Origin of the sequence: Nocardia sp. CC213A (genome assembly GCF_030766805.1) — a bacterium.
GTDB classification, from domain to species: domain Bacteria; phylum Actinomycetota; class Actinomycetes; order Mycobacteriales; family Mycobacteriaceae; genus Nocardia; species Nocardia otitidiscaviarum.
Map to the genome: position 1 here is coordinate 246,109 of NZ_JASFXA010000002.1, position 22,324 is coordinate 268,432.

Annotated in this window: 9 protein-coding genes (1 of these 9 cut by a window edge); all 9 read left to right on the forward strand. The window is 71.2% G+C overall.

From position 1 onward, the window contains the following. Tightly spaced (each overlapping or abutting the next), the 9 genes in view from QJS31_RS04570 to QJS31_RS04610 form a layout consistent with a single transcriptional unit that may run on beyond the window. Complete coding sequence (locus tag QJS31_RS04570; protein WP_282784423.1) at positions 1-279, forward strand: acyl carrier protein; 279 nt, start codon at positions 1-3, stop codon at positions 277-279. Continuing rightward, positions 276-1,418 (forward strand): acyl-CoA dehydrogenase family protein, encoded by a 1,143-nt coding sequence (locus QJS31_RS04575; RefSeq protein ID WP_282784425.1) that lies wholly within the window; start codon positions 276-278, stop codon positions 1,416-1,418. The genes QJS31_RS04570 and QJS31_RS04575 overlap by 4 nt, the downstream gene beginning before the upstream one ends. After that, positions 1,415-2,398: a 3-oxoacyl-ACP synthase gene (locus QJS31_RS04580; protein ID WP_282784427.1), complete on the forward strand. Its 984-nt coding sequence runs from the start codon at positions 1,415-1,417 to the stop codon at positions 2,396-2,398. The genes QJS31_RS04575 and QJS31_RS04580 overlap by 4 nt, the downstream gene beginning before the upstream one ends. Beyond that, positions 2,398-3,420 carry an HAD family hydrolase gene (locus QJS31_RS04585; RefSeq protein ID WP_282784429.1) on the forward strand — a complete coding sequence of 341 codons (1,023 nt, stop codon included), beginning with the start codon at positions 2,398-2,400 and terminating at the stop codon, positions 3,418-3,420. Before QJS31_RS04580 ends, QJS31_RS04585 begins: the two co-directional genes overlap by 1 nt. After that, the gene (locus QJS31_RS04590) at positions 3,417-5,318 is read left to right on the forward strand and encodes an amino acid adenylation domain-containing protein (protein ID WP_306355992.1); all 1,902 of its coding nucleotides are present in this window, start codon (positions 3,417-3,419) and stop codon (positions 5,316-5,318) included. Before QJS31_RS04585 ends, QJS31_RS04590 begins: the two co-directional genes overlap by 4 nt. After that, a complete protein-coding gene (locus QJS31_RS04595) occupies positions 5,315-10,879 on the forward strand; it encodes a condensation domain-containing protein (protein WP_306355993.1) in 5,565 nt (1,854 codons plus the stop codon). Before QJS31_RS04590 ends, QJS31_RS04595 begins: the two co-directional genes overlap by 4 nt. Further along, positions 10,876-11,721, forward strand: a complete 846-nt coding sequence (locus QJS31_RS04600; protein ID WP_282780367.1) for a 3-hydroxyacyl-CoA dehydrogenase family protein — start codon at positions 10,876-10,878, stop codon at positions 11,719-11,721. Before QJS31_RS04595 ends, QJS31_RS04600 begins: the two co-directional genes overlap by 4 nt. Next, complete coding sequence (locus QJS31_RS04605; RefSeq protein ID WP_306355994.1) at positions 11,708-21,979, forward strand: non-ribosomal peptide synthetase; 10,272 nt, start codon at positions 11,708-11,710, stop codon at positions 21,977-21,979. Before QJS31_RS04600 ends, QJS31_RS04605 begins: the two co-directional genes overlap by 14 nt. Continuing rightward, positions 21,976-22,324, forward strand: partial view of a non-ribosomal peptide synthetase gene (locus tag QJS31_RS04610; RefSeq protein ID WP_306355995.1) — the beginning only. 7,172 nt of this gene lie beyond the right edge of the window; only the first 349 of its 7,521 coding nucleotides appear in the window; it begins with the start codon at positions 21,976-21,978; the stop codon falls past the right edge of the window. Before QJS31_RS04605 ends, QJS31_RS04610 begins: the two co-directional genes overlap by 4 nt.

Below are 22,324 nucleotides of genomic sequence, written 5' to 3' on the forward strand. Positions count from 1 at the left end.
GTGGGAGACCTGGAGCGGGTCGAGACGCGGCGCGCGGAGTTGACGAAGGAGCTGCTGGCCTACTTCGGGTCGATGGCCGAGATCGAAATATCGCCGGATGACGATATTTTCGCGCTCGGGCTGGTGAATTCGCTACGGGCGCTCGAGATCGTCGTGCATGTCGAGAAGACATACGGCATCACGGTCGAGGTCGAGGATCTCGAGCTGGACAACTTTCGCAGCGCGGCGCGGGCGGCCGCCTTCGTCGAGCGCAAGCGGGGCGGGGACAGTCGCTCGTGATCGCGGTGGACGACCTCGTCCGGGCCGCGGCCGTGGACGGCGCGCGGTGGGATCGTGACGGGCTGCCCGATGCGATGGTCGAGCGGGCGGCGCGGGCCGGGGTGCTCGGCGCGGATCGGCCCGTGGCATTCGGCGGTGCCGGATGCGATGCGCGCGAGCTGGGCGAACTGGCCGCGACGCTGGGGCACGCGTGCACCAGCCTGCGTTCGCTGCTGACGGTGCACGGAATGGTCGCCGCCGCGGTGGACCGTTGGGGTACGGCCGCGCAGCGCGGCGAGTGGCTACCCCGGCTCACCTCCGGTGAGCTCATTGCCGCGCTGGCGGCGACCGAAGCCGATGCTGGCACCGAACTATCCGCTGTCGCTACGACTTTCGCACCCGACGGCCAGGAATTCCTGGTGACCGGCACCAAACTGTGGGTCACCTTCGGCCAGCGCGCGGACGTCTACCTCGTACTCGGCAAGGTGGGTGGATCGCCCGATTCGGCATCCGGGCCGACCGCGCCCGGCTCCGCCCCGGGCGGCCTGTGCGCGGCACTGGTGGATCGGCACCGTCCCGGCGTCGCGGTGGAGCCCGCCGACAGCGGTCTCGGCCTGCGCGGCGCGCGGCTGGCGACCATTCGGTTCGACCGGGTGCGCATCCCCGCCACCCAGCTGATCGCACCGCCCGGATTCGGCCTCTCCCACGTCATCGGCACGGCGCTGGATCACGGCCGCTACACCGTCGCCTGGGGCTGCGTCGGGCTCGCGCGCGCCTGCCTCGACGATGCCGCCGCTCACGCCGCCACCCGCGTCCAGGGCGGAACGGCGCTCGCCGAACACCAGTTGGTCCGCGCCACGCTCGGCCGCGGCTGGGCGGACGTCGAAGGCGCTCGAGCATTGTGCGAACGCGCGGCCGACGCTCGGATCGCCGGATCCCCGGCGGCGCTGATCGCCACCATCACCGCCAAATACGCGGCCGCGGCCGCCGCGGCCACGGTCAGCGAGCGCGCCGTGCAGGTACTCGGCGCGGCGGGCTGCGCACCGGACGGCCGCGTCGGCCGGTTCTACCGCGACGCCAAGGTCATGCAAATCATCGAGGGAGCACAGGAGGTCGCCGAGGTGACCATGGGTGAACATGTCGTACGGGGTGCGCGATGACGCACGACCGCGTACTGCTGGGTCCGGTCGCGACCTGGTTCCCGGACACCGTGGCCGAGGTCGCGACCCTGGCGGAACTGTCCGAACTGCCCGCGCACCGCCGCGACCACGCCCTGGCACTGGGCATCGACACGGTGCGCACGGCCGACGCCATGACCGAGGTCGATCTCGCCGCCGAGGCGGCACGCATCGCCCTGGACGAGGCCGCGCTCGACGCCGCAGACCTGGACGCGCTGATCCTGGTCACCGGCCGCGCACCGCACTACCTGCTGGCCTCGGAGGCGACCCGGCTGCAACACCGGCTCGGCGCCACCCGCGCCTTCACCACAGCGGTCGGCGATCTCGGCTGTGTCTCCATCTCCTCGGCACTGACCCTGGCCGCCGCCCTGGTGCGCGCCGAAACCCACTGCCGCACCGCCCTGGTGGTCACCGCGGCCAAGACACCCACCCGCAACCGCTATCGCGCCCCCATGACGCTGCTCGGCGACGGTGCGGCGGCGGTGCTGGTCACCACCTCCGGTCCGGGTCGCTGGGAGTTCGTCGACCAGATCGTGCGCAGTGAAGGCAAATACGCCGATCTGTTCCGTATCGACTACCGCGACACCGACTCCGAGGACTGGGTGGAGGAGTGCGCCGACGAGTCCACCTATTCCTTCCGGCTCGCCGTGGAGAGCAAGAAGCGATTCGACACGATCATCCCGGAACTGCTGCGCCGCAACGAAGTTCCTCACGGCGCGCCGGGGACGATGCTCATGCAGAACCTGTCGGCGGGAGCGTTCGCCTTCTGGGAGGAGGCGCTCGACCGCCCGGTCGACAAGGTCTGCCACGCCAATCTGGCGGCCTACGGCCATCTCGGCTCGATGGACATGCTGGTCAATCTCGAAGCCGCCGCACCCACCCGTGCGACCGATGCGTACGCACTGCTGTTGAACAGCAGCCCGGTCGCAGCGTGGAGCGCCGGACTGCTGCGGAGGCTGTGATGACGACGGTGAAATGCCTGGTCTGGGATCTCGACGACACGGTGTGGCCCGGCGTCGTCCTGGAAGCCGATGGTGGCGCACCGAAAGCCGAAGTGCTGCACACCATCCGAACTCTCGACGAGCGCGGCATCCTGCACGCCGTCGCGAGTCGCGGTGAACCGGCCGCCGCCACGGCGCATTTGCGCGCCCACGGTATCGAGGACATGTTCTCGGCCGTCGAGATCGGCTGGGGTCCCAAGTCGGAGGCCGTCCGCCGCATCGCCGCGGCACTGAACATCGGACGCGACGCCATCGCCTTCGTCGACAACGATCCGGTCGAGCTGGCCGAGGTGGCCACCGCCCTCCCGGAGGTGCGCTGCTACCCGGTCGAGCGCATTGCCGAACTGCCGGGGCTACCCGAATTCACGCCCGCCACCGCGACATCCGAGGCGAGGCAGCGTCGCGCGCTGTATCGCGCGGAACGCGAACGCCAGGAGTCCCAGGCCGAATTCGCCGGTTCGGACTCCGATTTCCTCGCCTCGCTGGATCTGGTCATGACGGTGCGCCCGGCCACCGAAGCCGATCTGGTGCGCGCACACGAGCTGACCGAACGCACCCACCAGCTCAATACCACCGGCGTCACCTTCGACCTCGCCGAACTGCGGGCCCTGTGCGCCTCCCCGCGCCACGAGGTGCTCGTCGCCTCGCTCACCGACCGCTTCGGCGGCTACGGCACCATCGGGCTGGCGGTGACCGAACGGCGCGGATCCGATTCGGTCCTGCTCCTGCTGCTCATGTCCTGCCGGGTCATGTCGCGCGGCGTCGGTACCGCCTTCATCGCCGAGGTGGTGCGGCGCGCCGACGCGGCCGGTTTGCGCTCGGCCGCGGAATTCGTTGCCACACCGCTGAACCGGGTCATGCTGGTGACCCTGCGTTTCGCCGGATACGACGTGGTCGAGCGCGCGGGGGACCGCATGCTGCTCGCCCGCACGGCTCCGGCCGCGACTATCGGCGGCACCGATCATGTCGAGGTGGTCCGATGAACACGGACCCGCTGAGCGCCGATATACCGAGTACCGATATACCGAGTACCGATGTGCCGAGCGCCGACCTGCTCGACGGGTTTCTGCACCAAGCCGGCCGAGTACCCGATCGCACCGCCCTCGTGGTGGGGGAGCGCTCGGTCACCTACCGCGAACTCGACACCGCGACAGCGTCGTTGGCGCGTCGGCTGCTCGCCGCCGGGGTGCGTCCCGGGCAGACGGTCGTCGTCTACCAGCAACAGAGCCTGGATACCCTGATCGGGATGATCGCGGCCCAGCGCGCGGCGGCGGCCTGGTGCGTCATCGAACCCGGCCCCGGTGGTGAGGCGTCCTTGGGCGCGTTGCTGGCGGCGGTGGACTGCGGGGCCGTGATCATCGACGGCCGCGATCCGCTCACGCCGGGCGGGGTGGCGGCGGCAGTGGCGGACGCGACGGGGGGTCCGCCACTGCTCGACGTCGCCGTGCGGGCGGAATCGTCCGAGATGCCACTGCCGGGTCGGCCGCTGTCGCGAGCGCCCGCTTACGCCATCACCACCTCCGGCTCCACCGGCGTGCCCAAGGTGGTGGTGGTTTCCCGCGCGAATCTCGCCACCCTGATCGGCTCGCGGGACTACCCGTACACCGATGGCGAACTGGTCACTTTCTCGGCCATGCGGCTGATCTGGGACGGTTCCCTGATGGCGCTGGCCTGGGCGCTCACGGTGGGTGGCACGAGCGTGCTGCCCGACGCCCGGATGCTGCGCGACGCGGACGCGGTCGCCGCGCTAGCCCGTCGCCACGCGGTGACCCACCTCGTCGCCACCCCGTCGTTCTACCGGCTGCTACTGCCGCGTCTGGTCGGACTGCGGTCGACGCTGCACATCGTGACGCTGGCCGGCGAGGCGCTGTCGGCGCGTGTGGTGGACGAACACCGCGAGACCCTGCCCGCCGCCGCCCTGTACAACGAATACGGCCCCACCGAGGCGACCGTCACCTGCATCGTGCACACCGTCGCGGACATCCCGAGACAGGTGGTGCCGATCGGCAGGCCGACCGCGGGCAGCACGGCGCACCTGCTGGACGATCGGCTGCGTCCGGTCCGCAGTGGCACGCGGGGCGACCTGTACCTCGGCGGCGGACAGATCACCGATGGCTACGCCGCCCAGCCTGGCCTGACCGCGACCCGCTTCGTGGCCGACCCGTTCGCCGCCGAACCGGGTGCGCGCATGTACCTGACCGGCGACCTCGCCCGCACGGACGCCCACGGCGATATCGAATTCCACGGGCGCGCCGACAGTCAGCTCAAGGTTCGGGGTGTGCGCATCGAACGCGGTGCGGTGGAGACGGTGCTGGAAGCCCATCCGGCCGTGCGTGAAGCGGTCGTACTGCCGGTCACCGATGTCGACGACACCGTATATCTGGCCGGCTTCTGGGTGCCGGTGGACAGCGCCGCCGTCTCGCCCGCATCGAGTGCGTTGGCCGAGTTCTGTGCCGAACGTCTGATGCCCGAGGCGGTTCCGGCGCGCTTCGTACCCATCGACGCGCTGCCGATCGCGGCGGGCAGCAGCAAGCTCGACGAATCCGCCCTGCGCGCGCTGCTGCACAAACCCGTTGATCGGCAGCCGGTTTCGCGGGACGACTGGTCCGAGGCCGAGCGCGCGATCGGCGCGATCTGGTCGGAAGTGCTGCTGCACGACGAATTCGACCGCGAGGACCGCTTTCTCGACGTCGGCGGCAACTCCCATCGTGTGGTCGCGCTGCACCTGCGGCTGGAGGCGCGCTGGCCGGGCGCGATCTCGGTGGGCCTGCTGTTCGATCTGGACACCGTGGCCGCGCAGGCCGCCGCGCTGCCCGCGGACCCGGCGCACACCGCCGAACCCGCCACGGCGGCCGACATCCCCCTGGCATTCGAGGTGTGAAGGACATCGTGACCACGCCAGCATTACGTGACGACGACATCGCCATCATCGGGATCGGCGCGCGCTTCCCGGACGCGGCGAACCTGGACGAGTTCCGCGCCAATCTCGCCGCCGGACGCGATTCCATCGGCCCCATGCCGGATTCCCGCGCCGAGGCGACCGGCCTGGACCGCCGCGTCCGGTACCTGCCCATGGGCCACCTCACCGATATCCACACCTTCGACTACGCCTTCTTCGGGCTGTCCAAACGCGAAGCGGCGCTGATGGATCCGCAACAGCGGATCGCCTTGGAACTCGCCTACCGCGCCGTCGAGGACGCCGGATACGCCCCCGACACCCTGCGGTCGGCGAGCACGGCGGTGGTGTTCAGCGCACCCATGCCCGGCTATCACGCCATGGCCGTCGATCCGGGACCGCTCGCCATGCTGGGCAATCTGCCCTTCGCCACCCCGGCCCGAATCGCGCATCTGCTGGGTTTCGACGGTCCGTGTTACGCCGTCGACAGCGGTTGCAACGCCTCCCTCATCGCCGTGCACCACGCCTGCCGGGAATTGCGCGGCGGCGACGCGGATTACGCGCTCGCCGGGGGCGTGAGCGTACGCGCGGGCGGCTCCCCGGCCTGGACCGCGCGGACCATGACCGAGATCGCCTCACCCGGCAACCAGGTGCGGGCCTTCGACGCCGACGCCGACGGCACCGTCCCCGGTGAGGGCGGCGCGGCCCTGCTGCTGACCACCCTCGCGCGCGCCCGCGCCGACCGCGCACCGGTGTACGCCGTCATCCGCGGCAGCGCCGTCCTGCACAACGGACACTCCAGCGCCACCATCAGCACCCCGAGCGCCGCCACCCAGGCCAGGGTCATCGACCGCGCCTGGCGCAAGGCGGGGGTCGACCCCCGCACCGCCGGCTACCTCGAGGCACACGGTTCCGCCACCCGCCTGGGTGACGCCGTCGAACTCGAGGGCCTGCGCACCGCTTTCGCCGACCGCGACACACCACTGCCGATCGGCTCGGTCAAAACCAATATCGGCCACCTCGATCACGCTGCCGGAGTAGCGGGCCTGGTCAAAGCGGTCCTCTCCGTCGCCCACGGTCAACTCTTCCCGTCCCTGCACTTCCACCGCCCCACCGGCGACCTCGACCTGGCCGCCGCCGGAATCGAAGTGGTCACCACCCCGCGCCCCTGGCCGGGCGACACCCCCCGCCTGGCGGGCGTGAGCTCCTACAGCCTCGGCGGCGCGAACGCCCACTGCGTCATCCAGCAAGCGCCGGACGCGCGCCCACCTGCGCCCGCAACCGTGGCGCAGATGGCCCTGATGGGCGAACGGGTCGCGCGCGTGGCCTCGCCGCACGATGCCGACCCGCGTACCGATATCGCGGCCCGAACGACCGCCCGGTCCGCCACGGCAATGTCATCGCCGACCGAGGATGCGCCCCCGGCGACCGATCCCGCGCCGAGGGCGGATGACACCGCGCCGCACGTTCGCGAGGCGGGGGAGCCGGCCACGAATGGCGCTGTGCGGCAAGCGAACAACGGCGACACCGCGGAATGGGTCGCGCCGCCACCGATAGCCCCCGGCGACCGTGCGCACGTCGACTCTCCACAGCGGTCGGATGTCGGGCAGCCGGGGATGGTTGGGCGGATGCGCACCGAGGATGTCGGACGGGCGGTGAGTGGGACGGACGGGCATCCACCGGCGGATGATGCCGTGCCGCAGGACCGCGAGGCGGGGGTGCTGACCACGAATGGTGAGGTGCCGCGAGCGACCAGCGGTGGTTCGGGAGCGCGGGGCGCGCTGCGACCGGAAGAATTTGTCGACCGTGCGAATGCGGACCTGCGACACAGTGCCGGGCGGGGGCGGGGCGAGGAAGGCGGGCGGTCACTGCGTGCGGATCCCGCTGAGAGCGGTCGGGTGCTGGCGGATGACGTCGGCCGAGGGCGGAACGCCGACCTCGAGGGCGGACGTTTGCCGCGTGATGTCGGGCGGGTGGACGGTGCGCCGGTTCGGCGGCTTGTCGGGGTGTCGGCTCGGACTCCCGCCGCGTTGGCGGAACTGTGTGGCACGCTCGCGGGGTATGTGCGGGGCGGTGCGGTCGAGTTCGCGGATGTCGCCTTCACCCTCGGTCGGGGCCGGGCGCACCTCGGCTACCGTGTCGCGGTAACCGCCAGCGGCAATGCGGAATTGGCGGATGCGCTCGACATGCGCGGTAGCGCCGTCGAGCAGGCCGGTGCGCGGCCGGTCGCGCCGCGAGTGGCGCTGCTGCTCTCGCCCGGTGCGACGCCGGTTGATCCGCGCGTCGGGGCCGGTGCGGGGGCGGCTGCTGCCGCCGGTGCGGGTGCCGAAGGAACGCATTCGACCGCAGCAGGTTCCGTCGATGCGAATGGGACGATCGGGGAGGGGACTACGCACTCGGTGGGGGCCTCGCTGCCCGTGCAGTTGCCTGCCGTCGGCGCGGTAGCGGATGCGCTCGCCGGGCAGCTCGCGGCTCATGACCTGCTGCGCGACTGGGGGATTCGGTTCGGAGCTGTACTCAGCGGAGGAGCGTCGAAGTTCCTCGCTCGCTATCTGCTGGGTTCGCGCGAGAGGGTGGATGCGGGGGAGTTGGCCGCCGCGGCGGCGGCACCCACGGTGGACCGGGCGCGGTTGCGTACCGCCGCGGAGACTCTGTTGCGGGACGGCTCGGTGGTTTTCGTCGACCCCAGCCGGGACGGTGTACTGGGTCGCTTCCTGGCCGAGGACCTCGCGGACCGCTCCGATGCGGAAGTGCTGTTCGGCGCGCCGGATTCCGGCGGACCGCTCGGCATCCTGGCCCGCCTCTACGAGCGGGGAGTGGACCTCGATTGGGGGATGCAGGCGGTCGAGGGCCGCCGGGTGCGACTGCCCGGACATCCGATGCACGGAACACGGTGCTGGGTAGACCTTCCCACCGCCGCTGCCCCCACCTCGACCGGCGCGGCCACCACTCCCGCCGCGTCCGATGCCGCCACGACCCGCGCGACCGAGACCGCTTCCGTCAGCGATCCAGCCGCGACTGCGACGGGTGCCGGCAGTGGCGGGACTGTGACGAGTGCCGGAGTGCCCGTGACCGCGATTGCTGCTGCCGGTGTCGGCGGGACTGCGACCGCTGCCACCACCCGTCCGGCCGCGTCCGATGCCGCTGCGTCCCACGCGCCCGCTGCCGGTGCAGCCGCGTCCGGTGCCGCGACGACGGCGGCCCCGGTGACCGCCGCCCCCGCCGATGCGAGCACGTCCGACTCGGCTGTCGGTGCTGGCGCGACCGCTGCCGATGTCGCTGCGACGGTGGGCGCGGTGACCGCCGCCCCTGCCGATGCGAGCGCGTCCGACGAGGCTGCCGTCCGCACCCGGCGCACGCCCGTACCCGAGGATGCGACCGCGTGGCTGAGTGGCGTGCTGCGTGAGCTGCTGCATGCGGAGGCCGAGATCGGGCCGGACGACGATTACTTCGACGTCGGCGGCAATTCGATCATCGCCGTGCAGCTGGTCGAGCGGGTGGAGGAGGCGTTCGGGTTCCGGCCCAAGCTGCTCGATGTGTACGAGCGGCCCACGGTCGCCGATTTCGCCGACCTGCTGCGTACCGGTGCGCGCACGGCGGAGCCCGCGGCGAGCCCGGCGGCGCGCGGGGTGCCGCCCATCACCCGCACCGATGAGCTGGTCATGTCGCCCGGACAGGAGCGCATGTGGTTCCACCACCAGCTCGTGCCCGACACCACCCTCTACAACTACCCGGTGGTCAACCTGCTGCGCGGGCCGATCGATATCGACGCCGTCAAGGGCACCTTCGAGGATTTCGCCGAGCGCCACGAACCGTTGCGCTACAACCTGGTCGAGGAGAACGGCCTTCCGGCGGTGCGGGTGCGCCCCGCGCTGGTGGACTTCTTCCGCGTCGTGGACGTCTCCGGCGACCCGGATCCGGTCGCCCGGGCCCGCGCGCTCATCCAGGAGGCCGCCGTCCGGCCGTTCGACTTGGCCCGCGACCCGATGGTGCGGGTGCTGGTGGTGACACTGAGTCCCGATACCCATGTGCTGCAGGTGGTCTGCCACCACTGCGTCACCGACGGTCAGACCCCGGGGATTCTCGCCCGCGAGATCCCGGTGCTCTACGCCGCGCGACAGGAGGGGGGCACCGCCGAACTGGAGCCGCTGCCGATCCGCTACCGCGATTACGCGCGCTGGCATCGCGAGCTGCTCGACTCCGGCGCACTCGACCACGAGCTGGACTACTGGGTGCACGTGCTGCGCGATGCGCCGAAACTGCGGCTGCCCACCGACTTCCCGCGTCCGGCCCGCAAGACGTTCACCGGTGAACTGGAGCCGTTCACGGTTCCGGCGGCGCTGCTCGCCGCGGCCCGCACTGTCGCCAAACGGGAATCGGTCTCACTGTTCGTGGTGCTACTGGCCGCCTTCTATCTGCTGCTCGCCCGGCGCAGCGGGCAGCGCGATCTCGTCGTCGGCACGCCCACGACCGGTCGGACCCGCCGCGAGCTGGAGGGTCTCATCGGCTTCTTCAACAGCACCGTGGCCCTGCGCGCCAACCTCTCCGGTCCCGCCACGCTGGCCGACGTGCTGGAGCGGGTGCGCGCAATCGTCCTGGGAGCGTTGGAGAATCAGGAGATCCCCTTCGAACGCGTCGTGCACGCGCTCGACGATCAGCGCGACCTGTCCCGCACCCCGATCTTCGATGTGCTCTACGTCCACCAGGACCTCACCAGTACCGGCGCGGCCAATCCGCTCAGCGGGGAGGAGACGGAGTTCTTCGACCTGGAGCACTCGATTCACAACGCCTTCGGCGGATTGCCGCCCGGCACAGCGAAATTCGACCTCAGCCTGATCACCTACGACCGCAGCGACGGCCACGACATGCTCGCCTGCTTCGAGTACAGCACCGAACTGTTCACGCAGCGCACCGCCGCGGGCTTCGCGGCCGCCTACCTCGACATCCTCACCGAAGTGGTGGATTCCGCCCCGGAACGGTCGATCGAGGAGCTGATCGCCCCCGCGCCCGCACCGCTGGCCGAAGCGGAAGAGACGGCGGCACTGGATATTCCGACGGACCGCCCGCGCGGAACACATACCGGCTACACGCCCGGCGTGGTGCGCGAGCGGCTGGAGTCCGCGCCCGCGGACGCGGACCTGCTCGCCGCCTGGGTGGCGCTGCTGAGCTGGTACTCCGGTTCGGACGAGGTGGCCGTGGCGTTGCCGAACGGCGTGGCCCGCATGGACCTCGCCGACGAGCCCACCGGATCCGACCTGTGCGCGCGGGCCGCTGAAACCTTGGAGGCACCGGCGGGGCCCGCCGGTGCCGCAGCCCTGCGATTCGGCGATACCCCTACCGAAACAACGGAATTGGCGCTCGCACGGGCAACCGATGACCTCTCCGTGCTGGAACTGTCGTACGCCACCGAACTCTTCGACGAATCGACCGCACGGCAGCTGCTCGCCGATCTGGTCCGCCTGCTGCGGGGCCTGCGGGAGACGCCGGAGGATCCGGTGCCCGATATCGCGGTGCGTCGCATCGCCGAAGCGGAGGTGATCCGATGACCGGGGTCGTGGGTGTGCTCGGAGCGGGCACCATGGGCGCGGGCATCGCGCAATGCCTCGCGCAGGCCGGGCGCGAGGTGATCGTGGTCGAACCCGATCCGACCGCCGTGGAGCGGGCGCGCCGCGGACTCGACGAGGCGGTGCGCCTGGCCCTGCTGCTGGGCCGCGGTGATCGCCGCACCGCGCTCGACTCCGCCCGCCGGGTGCGCTGGTCCGACACCATCGACGAATTCGACGCGGCCGACTTCGTCATCGAATGCGCCGTCGAGCGGATCGAGTTGAAGGAGAAGCTGTTCGCCGACCTCGACCGCGTGTGTCCCGACGACACCGTGCTCGCCTCCATCACCTCCGCCATTCCCATCGCCCGGCTGGCCGCCGCGACCGCCCGCCCGGACCGGGTGCTCGGCCTGCACTTCATGAATCCGGCCCCACTGACCGACGCCGTGGAGGTGGTGCGCGGTGCGGCCACCTCGCCCGACACCATGGCCCGCGCCACCGATCTGCTCACCGCACTCGGCAAGCAGCCGATCGTGGTCGGCGACCGCCCCGGCTTCGTCCTGAACCGGCTGCTCATGCTGAGCATCGCGGAGGCCGCCGCCCTGCTCGACGCGGGCGAGTCCGCCGCCACCGTCGACGACCTTTTCGAACAGTGCCTGGGCCATCGCATGGGTCCGCTGCGCACCGCGGATCTGATCGGCCTGGACAACGTCGCCGACACCATCGAGGTGCTGCGGCGCGAGACGGGCGAGCAGCACTACCGGGTGCCGCCCGCGCTCGCGGCGCTCGTCACCGCCGGACATTTCGGCCGCAAGACCGGACAAGGATTCCATGACTATCGCTGACCTGAGCGGTGCGACCGCCGAGCCCACCCCGCCGTTCGGCGCGTCCGCCGACCGCTGGGAAGACGAACGCCGATACCGCGAATCCGGCGCGTGGGCCGCCGACCGCGAGTTCTGGGAACACGCCCTCGCCACCGCCGCCCGCCCCGAACCTCTCCCCGCGCCACCGCCCGCGACGGCGGATGACGCGATGCCCGCGAACCACTCCGCCGCGTCCCGGGCGACCACACGGCCATCGCCACCCGGAACATCTCACACGACGACAGTCGATGTCACCGTGCGCCAGCCCACGGGGGAGGAGTCCGGTCGCATCGCAGCGCCGAATCCGCGCGCCGCGGCGGACAGTGGTTCCACGACTACGGCGCTCGATAGGGCTACGCTCGGCGATTCGGCCGCGCCGCTGTGGGTGGCCGTGGATGGGGCGCGGGAACTCGCCAGGCTGGCGCGTGCCTGTGGGGGCGGCACACCGGCGGTGGTGCTGGCCGCGCTGGCGGTGTACGGGACTCGGCTCGCCATGGCGGATTCCGTCGTCGTCGCACTGGACAACGGGGATACCGCTGTGCCGCTGCGTATTCCGGTGCCGCCGTGGGCCGGGTTCGATGCCATTGCCCGCCTGGTGGGGCGGGAGCTGCGCAAGGCGCGCAGACACCGCTATCTTCCGGATATCGACGAGCCGTGGCCGGATGCGCCGGTGCACGGGCGGTGGCCGCTGGCCGTGCGCATGCTGGGCGGCTCCGCTGCCGACGGCATCGAGGCGGTACGGATTTCGGCGTGGTCCGGGAACGGGGACGCCTTCATCGTATGCGTGGACGATCGGGCGGAAGGCGGTTGGCGGATCGCCGTTCCCGGCGCACCGCGCTCCCACCGAGACCGCTTCGGCCGGCTGCTGGGGCGGCTGGCCCACGCGCCGCACACGCCCATCGCGCGGGTGGATATCGCCGCGCCGGACGAGATCGATCACCTCATCGGCGACGAGCCCTCGGCCGAGAGCGCGACCCCCGCCACTCTCGCCGATCTCTTCGCCGCGCAGGCGACCCGCTCACCGGAGGCGATCGCGCTCGTCGGGTCCGACACCCGCATGACCTACGCGCAGCTGCACCACGACTCGAATCGACTGGCGCGCAGGCTGATCACCCTGGGAGCCGGGCCGGAACAGTTGGTGGGCCTCGCCATCGGCCCCTCGCCGGAACAGATCCTCGCGGTCCACGCGGTGGTGGCGACGGGTGCCGCGTATCTGCCGCTCGATCCGGAACACCCGCGTGCCCGGCACGCCCGCACCCTCGACATCGCGCGCCCGATCTGCGTACTCACCACGCGGGCGGCCGGATTCGAGGCCCCGGCCGGTGTCCGCGTCATCCACATCGACGAACTCGACCTCGCGGGCGAATCGGACACCACCATTACCGATGCCGACCGCATCGCCCCGCTGCGTCCAGACCACCTCGCCTACGTGCTGTTCACCTCCGGCTCCACCGGCGAACCCAAGGGCGTGGGCGTCACCCATGCCGCCGTCCGTACCCACCTCGCCTGGATGCGGCGACTGCATCCGCTGGACGATACCGACGCGGTGGTGCGCAAGACCGCGTTGACCTTCGACGTCTCGGCCTGGGAAGTGCTGTGGCCGTTCACCACCGGGGCGCGACTGGTGATCGAAGGTTCCGGCGGGTACGGCGACCCGGCCGAATTGGCCCGCACCATCACCGAATACGACGTCACCACGGTGCAGTTCACACCGTCCACGCTCACCGCGCACCGGCGCGCCGTGCCCGCACCGCTGGCACCGAGCGTGCGCCGGGTGCTGCTCGCCGGTGAGGCGCTCACCCCCGCCCTCGCCGCCACCCTGCCCACCGTCGCACCGGGCGCGCACGTCGACAATCTCTACGGCCCGACCGAGGCGACCATCGCCGTCACTCGGCATGCCGTCGGCGAGCACGCCACCGCCGCGGTGCCGATCGGCGCACCCGCGTGGGGCGTCCGCGCCCACGTGCTCGACGCCTGCCTGCGCCCCGTGCCGACCGGCCTACCGGGCGAGCTGTACCTCGGCGGCGCGACCCTCGCCCGCGGCTATGTGCGCCGCGCCGCGCTCACCGCGGCTCGTTTCGTCGCCGACCCCTTCGGCGGTCCCGGCCAGCGCCTGTACCGCACCGGCGATATCGTGCGCTCGACCGGACGCGGTGAGCTGGAATACCTCGGCCGCGCCGACTTCCAGGTGAAGTTGCGCGGTATCCGCATCGAACTCGGTGAACTCGAAGCAGCGCTCACCGCACAGGAATCCGTGGCACAGGCGGTCGCGGTCGCGCACGGCGGCGATTCCGGTGGCCGACTGGTCGCCTATGTCACCCCGGCCGCCGGTCACCGCATCGACACCGCCGCCCTCGACCAGCGATTGCGCGACCTGCTGCCCCGGCACCTGGTGCCCGCGACGATCATCGGGCTCGCCGAGTTCCCGGTGAACCGTTCCGGCAAGGTGGACCGCACGGCGCTGCCCGTCCCCGACGTCGAGCCGGTGCCCTTCCGCGCTCCGCGCACGGAGACCGAAACCGCCCTGGCCGCAGCCTATGCCGAGGTGCTCGGCCGCGACGGCGTCGGCGTCGACGAATCCTTCTTCGCGCTCGGCGGCGACAGCATCATGTCCATTCTGCTGGTCTCCCGGGCACGGGCCCGCGGCGTCGCCGTCACCGCGCAGCAGGTGTACGAACACCGCACCGTCGCCCGGCTGGCGGCCATCGCCGAAACCGCTGGCGTGGAGGAGGTTCCACCGCTCGCCGAGCTGCCTGGCGGTGGTGTCGGAGAACTGCCGCTCACGCCGGTCATCCGGTTCCTGGTCGAGCGCGGCGGTACCTTCGACCGCTTCTGCCAGTCCATGACCCTCGAACTGCCCGCCGGAATCGACCGCGCCGCACTGGTGTCCACCATCACGGCGGTGGTCGACCACCACGACATGCTGCGCTCGCGTCTCTACCGCGACGACTCCGGCGACTGGCGTGTCCTGGTGACCCCACCCGGCAGCGTCGACGTGGACTCCCGAATCCACCGGGTGGAGCACGCCGCCGATCTCGGACACGACGACCTGCTGGCCCTGGCCACGGCCGAGGTGAACCGGGCCGTCGACCGCATCGACCCGTCCGCCGGCGAGGTGCTGCGATTCGTCTGGCTGACACCGGATTCGGCGACCGCCCCCGGCCTGCTCATCATCGCCGCGCACCATATCGCCGTCGACGGCGTCTCCTGGCGCATCCTGCTGCCCGATTTCATCGCCGCCTGGGCGGCCGTCGCCGCGGGCACCACGCCTCGGCTGCCCGCGGTGGGTACGTCCATGCGTCGCTGGGCGCACGCGCTGGTCGACACCGCGCACAGCGAATCGGTGACCGCCGAACTGCCGCGCTGGCGCGAGATCGTGACCGGCCCGGATCCATCGTTCGGCGACCGGCCCTTCGACCCACACCTCGATATGGCCACCGAGGTGGCGCACACCAGTGTCGAACTCGACGAGGCCGATACCGAGGCCCTGCTCACCGCCATCCCCGACCGCTACCGGGCCCGGGTCGCCGACGCCCTGCTGACGGCGCTCGCGCTGGCGGTGACACGCTGGCGCGCCCGGCGCGATGCGGACGAACGCACGGTACTGCTGCGGTTGGAGGGCCACGGCCGCGAACAGGACGCGGTACCCGGGACGGAACTGTCCCGCACCGTCGGCTGGTTCACCTCCATCGTCCCGGCCCGACTGGACCTGAGCGGCGTGGATCTCGACGACGCCTTCGCGGGTGGACCCGCCATGGGACACGCCCTCAAGGCCGTCAAGGAACAGCTGCGGGCCTTGCCGCACAACGGTTTCGGCTTCGGTCTGCTCCGCCACCTCAACCCGGACACCGCCGCCGCGCTGCCGTCGGGCGAGCCCGGCCAGATCTCGTTCAACTACTTCGGGCACATCACCGGGCTCGACATTCCCGCCGAGCTGGCCGGAATCGGCTTCCTGCCGTCCACCGAATTCGGCAGGCTGATCATCCGGCCCGACTCCCGCCGCGGCGCGCTGGGAGCGGTGGAGGTGGACTCCATCGTTCTCGGCAACCGTTTGGTGACCAGCTTCGGTTACGCGCGCGGCATTTTCGGTGACGACGACGGTGCGGAACTGGTCGAGCTCTGGCGGGCGGCGCTCGCCGCCGTGGCCCGGCATGCGCGGGACCCGCGGACCCGCGGCGGATACACCCCGTCCGATTTCCCGCTGACAGCCCTCTCCCAGGGCGATATCGATACCTGGGAGGCGCGGTACCCGACACTGCGGGAGGTATGGCCGGTCACGCCATTGCAGGCGGGCATGATGTTCCACGCCCTGTTCGATCCGGGCATGGTGGATGTGTACACGGTGCAGCTGGTGCTGAGCCTGGAGGGAGCGGTGGACGCGGCGCGGCTGCGTTCCGCGGCCGCGGCGGTGCTGGATCGACACGCCAACCTGCGCACCGCGTTCGAGGTCGCCAGCGACGGCGCGCCGGTCCAGATCGTCACCGGCGATGCGGTCCTGCCGTGGCATGAGGTGGACCTGACGGTGGCGGCCGAGGACTACGACCGCCTGCTCGACGCCGACCGCACCACACCGTTCGATCTCACCGCGCCGCCGCTGCTGCGCTTCCTGCTCCTCCGCCTCGCGGACGGCCGCACCGAATTCGCGGTGACCTGCCATCATCTGTTGCTCGACGGCTGGTCCATTCCGCTGCTGCTGCGTGAGATCATGGCCGGTTACGCCGGTTTCGAGCTCGAATCGCCGCGCCCGTACCGCCATTATGTGGAATGGCGCTCCCGACAGGACGACTCGGCCTCCCGACAGGCATGGGCGCGGGCGCTGGCGGAGCTCGCGGAGCCGACACTGCTCACGGGTGACGCCATCGCGCCAGCCCCCGCGGCCCTGCCCCGGGAGCGGGCGTTCGACCTCGACGAGGACCGGACCCGTGCGGTGCACCGCCTGGCATCCGAGCTCGAGGTGACCGTCAACACCGTCGTCCAGGCAGCGTGGGCGATTCTGTTGTCGCGCACCGTCGATCGCACCGACATCGTTTTCGGCACCACGGTCTCGGGTCGTCCAGCCGAACTCGCGGGCGTCGAGAACATGGTGGGGCTGTTCATCAATACGATCCCGGTGCGGATTCGTCTGCTGCCGGGGGAGTCCGTGGGCGCACTGCTGCGCCGCGTGCAGCGGGAACAGTTCGGGCTCACGGCGCACCATCACCTGGGCCTGCCCGAGATCGGCGTACAGACCGGCTTCGGCGAGACCGGACTGTTCGACACCCTCGTGGTCGTCGAGTCCTATCCGGTCGACGCGGCACAGCTGCGCGCGGACGCCCTCGCCTACGCCGACCTCGCCATCACCGGGGTGCGCTCCCGGGAGGCAACGCACTACCCGCTCACGCTGACCGTTCGGCAGACCGACCGGCTGCACCTGCTCACCGGCTGGCGGCCGGATCAGATCGACGAGGCCACCGTGGTGCGTCTGGGTGAGCGGTTCGCCCGGGTACTGGAGGCGCTCGCCGCGAATCCGGCGACCGCGGTGTCCGACATCGAGGTGCTCGACGAGGCGGAGCGGCTTCGCGTGCTGCGGGACTGGCAGCGTCCGGCCGTGCGGCTGCCGGAAGCGACCCTGGTCGACCTCTTTCGCGCCCAGGTTGCCGCGCGCGGCGACGCCGTCGCGGTGCGCTGCGGGGACCGCACCCTGACCTACCGCACCCTCGGTGCGGCCGTCGCGGCGCTGTCGCGGGCTCTCGCCGTCCGCGGCGTCGGAGCCGGATCGCTGGTGGCCGTCGGTGTCTCACGCTCCGTCGAACTGATCGTGGCGCTGCTCGGCGTGCTCGAATCCGGGGCGGGATACGTACCGCTGGATCCGGGCGATCCGACGCGACGCCTGGCATTCGTACTCGCCGAAACAGATCCGGTCTGCGTTGTCACCTCCGTGGCCGATCACGCCGCGCTGCCCGCGCACGGGCTGCCGCAGGTGGTTCTCGACGGGGCCGGAGAAATAGCCGCCGCGCAGGATTCCGCCGGCACGGGAGCCCACGACGGCTCGGCAGCTGCCGGGCGCGACCGGGTAGGTGGGTGGGCACGAAACGGAGAGACGACGGCGGCGGCCGATCGCGTTCCGCTGCCGCCACGGCCGGACGATACCGCCTACGTGCTCTACACCTCGGGCTCCACCGGCCGCCCGAAGGGGGTGTGCGTCACCCATCGCAATGTGGTCGGCATGCTCACCGCCGCCCGAACCCTGGTCGACGCCGATCACACCGATGTGTGGACCATGTTCCACTCGCACACCTTCGACTTCTCGGTGTGGGAGCTGTGGGGCGCGCTGTCCGGCGGCGGCACGCTCGTCGTCGTGGAGGACGGACTGACACGGTCGCCCGGCGAGTTCGCCGAACTGCTTGCCCGTGAGCGCGTCACGGTGCTGAGCCAGACCCCGTCGGCCTTCTCGGCACTGCTGGACTCCGGTTTCGGTCGCACCGCCGCACCGGCGCTGCGGCAGATCGTGCTCGGTGGCGAAGCGGTGGACCCGCGACGGCTGCTGGCGTGGTACGACACCGATCCGGCCGGGGAAACCCGGATTTCGAATCTGTACGGCATCACCGAGGCGACCGTGCACGCCACCCACTTCGTGGTGGGGCGGGCACACGCCGAGTCGATGCGGGCCAGTGTGATCGGCCGTGGTCTGCCGGGAATGACCGTGCGCGTGCTGGATTCCCGGCTGCGACCGACTCCGGTCGGTGTCCGGGGTGAGCTCTATCTGACCGGCGTCCAACTCGCCCGTGGCTACCATGCTCGCCCGGCGACCACCGCCGAACGTTACGTGGCCGATCCGATCGGTGCGCCCGGCGCTCGCCTGTATCGCACCGGCGATCTGGCGCGCTGGAATGCCGACGGACAGCTCGAATACCTCGGCCGCGCCGATCACCAGGTGAAGATTCGCGGCTATCGCATCGAGCCGGGTGAGGTCGAAGCCGTACTGCTGGAACACGAGTCGGTGTCGCGAGCGGTCGCCGTGGTCCGCACCGCTCCTTCCGGGGCCGCTGGGTTGATCGCCTACGTGGTGCCCGCTTCGACAGCCACGCCCATCGTGGAGGTACTGGAAGCCCACCTCGCGGAGCGCCTTCCGGTGTACTTGCGACCGGCTGCCATCGTGCCGGTCGACGCGATCCCACTGACCGGCAACGGCAAACTGGATCTGTCGGCGCTTCCCGATCCGGTCCCGGCCCCGCGCTCGGACCGCACTCCGCGCACCCCGGTCGAACATCTGGTGGCCGACCTCTTCGCCGAAGTGCTCGGCGTCGACCGGCCGGGCGTGGACGACTCGTTCTTCGCGCTCGGGGGCGACAGCATCATCTCCATCCAACTCGCCGCCCGGGCGCGCGCCCGCGGCCTGCACGTCACCCCGCGCGAGATCTTCGAGAACCGCACGGTCGCCGGGATCGCTGCTGTCGCAAGGCTGCTGGGCAGCGACGCCGACGTGCCGAACGCGTTGCCGGAACTTCCGGGCGGCGGTGTCGGTGACATCCCGCTCACGCCCGTCGTGCGGTGGCTGACCGAACGCGGCGGCGGCTTCCGCCGGGTCAACCAGACACTGACCGTCGAACTGCCCGCGCGCACCGGTCACGACGATGTGGTCGCCGCCGCCACGGCGCTCATCGACCGCCACGATATGTTGCGCGCCAGGCTGTTCCGCGACGAGTCCGGTGAATGGCGCTTCCGGACCGAACCGGTGGGCGCGCTCGCGGCCGCGGAGTCGGTGCGGCACATCACCGTGGACGCCGCCGACTCGGAGGCCGTGCGCACGCTGACCGCCACGGCCGTCGACGCCGCGCTGGACCGGCTCGACCCCGCGGCCGGGGTGATGGTGCAGTTCGTCCACCTCACCCCGGAACAGGGGAGCGGACCGGACCGGTTGATCATCTGCGCGCACCACCTCGCCGTGGACGGCGTCTCCTGGCGGATCCTGCTGCCCGACCTGTTCACCGCGCTGGCGGCCGCCGCCCAGGGGGTCGTGCCGCGGCTGGAGCCGGTCGGCACGTCCATGCGCCGCTGGGCACACGCACTGCTCGACGCCGCGCACGCACCCGACCGGATCGCCGAACTCGCCCACTGGCGGCGGGTGTGCGCGACGGTCGAACCGCCGCTGACCGTGCGGCCGCTCGACCCCGTCATCGACACCGCCGATCGCCTCGCGACCGTGGACATCACCGTGGACGACACGGTCACCGCGGCGCTGGTGCGCACCGCTACCGCGCGTTTCCATGCCGGGGTCGACGAAATCCTGATCGCCGCGCTGGCCGTCGCCCTCGCGGCATGGCGAGCCGGACGGGGCACGGACGCCCCGGTGTCGCTGCTGCGGCTGGAAGGTCATGGACGCGCGGAGCAGCTCGCGCCGGGTGCGGACCTGTCCCGCACGGTCGGCTGGTTCACCTCCCTCTACCCGGTGCGTCTCGACCTCGGCGAGCTCGACATCGACGCGGCGCTGGCCGGGACCGCCGCGACCGGGACGGCGCTCAAGACGATCAAGGAGCAACTGCGCGCCGTTCCCGAGCACGGGATCGGCTACGGTCTGCTCCGCTACCTCAATCCCGATACGGGCGAACAGCTTCCGGACGCCATGCCCGGGCAGGTCGCCTTCAACTACCTCGGCCGCGTCGAGGACCGGGACGGTGGGGTGTTCGCGACACCGGACGCCCGTCCCGACCCGGATCTGCCCGCGGCGGCCGCGCTCGAAGTGAACGCGATCGTGGCGGGCGCCGCCCTGCACGCGGGATTCGCCTACCCCAGCACACTTCTCGATGAAGCGGAGGTGTCGGAACTGGCCCGACTGTGGGTGACCGCGCTCGACGCGATCGCGACGCACACGCGCGCCGCGGACGCCGGCGGGCACACCCCGTCGGATTTCCCGCTGGTGCGGGTGCGCCATGACGACATCCTCGGCTGGGAGCGGGACTACGGGAGCCTCACCGAGGTGTGGCCGCTCGCGCCGCTGCAATCCGGTCTGCTCTTCCACGCCACCGTCGCGGCGCCGGGAGACACCGATATCGCCGACGTCTACAACGTGCAGACGGTCGTGCGACTGAGCGGGCCGATCGACCGCGACCGGTTACGGCAGGCCGGGCAGCGCATTCTCGAGCGGTACCCGAACCTGCGCGCGGCCTTCGTTTTCGACACCGCCGGCACGCCCCGGCAAGTGGTGCCCGAGATGGTCGAACTGCCCTGGCGGGACGTGGCCCTGCAGACGGAGCACGACCTGGCGGAGCTGGCCGCGCGGGAGCGGGCGCGCCGATTCGATCCGGCCCACCCGCCGCTGCTGCGCTTCACGCTGGCCCGCGTCGCCGACGCGGAGCACGTTCTGGTGGTGACGTATCACCACATCCTGCTCGACGGCTGGTCCGTCCCACTGGTGCTGCGTGATCTGCTGGCGCTCTACGCCACCGACGAGTCGCTGCCTGCCCCGCTGGGCACTTTCCGCGACTACCTCGCCTGGAACCACGGGCGAGATACGGTCGTCGCCACGCGAGCCTGGCGACGGGCGCTGGATGGCGTGCGCGCGCCGACGTTGGTCGCCCCGGGGATCCGGAGCCACGACAGCGCGGTCACGACGGCGGATCACCGGTGGTCCCTCGATGCGGCGACCACCACCGCACTCGGCGTCACCGCCGCGGAACTCGGGGTCACCGTCAACACCGTGCTGCAAGTGACCTGGGCGATTCAGCTGGGGCGCGCACTCGGACGCGACGACGTGGTGTTCGGTGCTACAGTCTCGGGCCGCCCGGCCACGGTGCCCGGCGTGGAATCGATTGTCGGACTGTGTATCAACACCGTGCCGGTACGGGTGCGCGTCGTGGCGGGCACGTCCGTGGCGGATCTATTGCGGGCGGTGCAGGCCGAGCAGGCGGAGCTGATCGAGCATCATCAGTTGGGCCTCACCGAGATCCACACCGCCGCCGGGTTCCGCGACCCGCTGTTCGATACCGTTCTCGCCTTCGAGTCCTATCCGGTGGACACCGAACAGCTCAGCGCAGCGGCCGCCGCCGTCGATGGCGTGACCGGTGCGCGACTGGAAGTCACCGACGCCGCCCACTATCCGCTGACCGTCACCGTGGAACCGGGAAGTGAACTGCGCGTCCGAATAGGCTATCTGTGCGACGTCTTCGATCTGGCGAAGATCGCCGAGATCGGTGCCGCTATGCGGCGACTGCTCACCACCATCGCCAGCGACCCGCACCTGACGATCGAGGAGCTGGTGTGACCGCCCGCTTTCCGCTCACGCGCGCACAGCAACAGGTCTGGGTCGCACAGCAACTCGACGACACCGGCCGACGCCTGATCGTCGGCGGCTACGTGCACATACACGGCGCGATCGACGACTCGGTGTTCGAGCGAGCGTTGCGGATCGTCGTCGCCGGAGCCGAAACCCTGCGGGTGCGCTTCGAGACCACCACCGACGGCACCGCTGTGCAAGTGATCGAGGAGCTGCCCGACTGGCCGTTGCACCGCACCAGCTTTCGTGCCGCCGCCGATCCGCACGATGCGGCGGCGCGCCATATGGACGCGGCCCTGGACCGGCCCTTCGACCTGAGCCGTACGCCGCTGT

What these genes read in the sequence shown, in the direction of transcription:
- QJS31_RS04580 (WP_282784427.1), top strand. Translation starts at nt 1,415, where the DNA reads ATGACGCACGACCGCGTACTGCTGGGTCCGGTCGCGACCTGGTTCCCG.
- QJS31_RS04585 (WP_282784429.1), top strand. Translation starts at nt 2,398, where the DNA reads ATGACGACGGTGAAATGCCTGGTCTGGGATCTCGACGACACGGTGTGG.
- QJS31_RS04590 (WP_306355992.1), top strand. Translation starts at nt 3,417, where the DNA reads ATGAACACGGACCCGCTGAGCGCCGATATACCGAGTACCGATATACCG.
- QJS31_RS04600 (WP_282780367.1), top strand. Translation starts at nt 10,876, where the DNA reads ATGACCGGGGTCGTGGGTGTGCTCGGAGCGGGCACCATGGGCGCGGGC.
- QJS31_RS04605 (WP_306355994.1), top strand. Translation starts at nt 11,708, where the DNA reads ATGACTATCGCTGACCTGAGCGGTGCGACCGCCGAGCCCACCCCGCCG.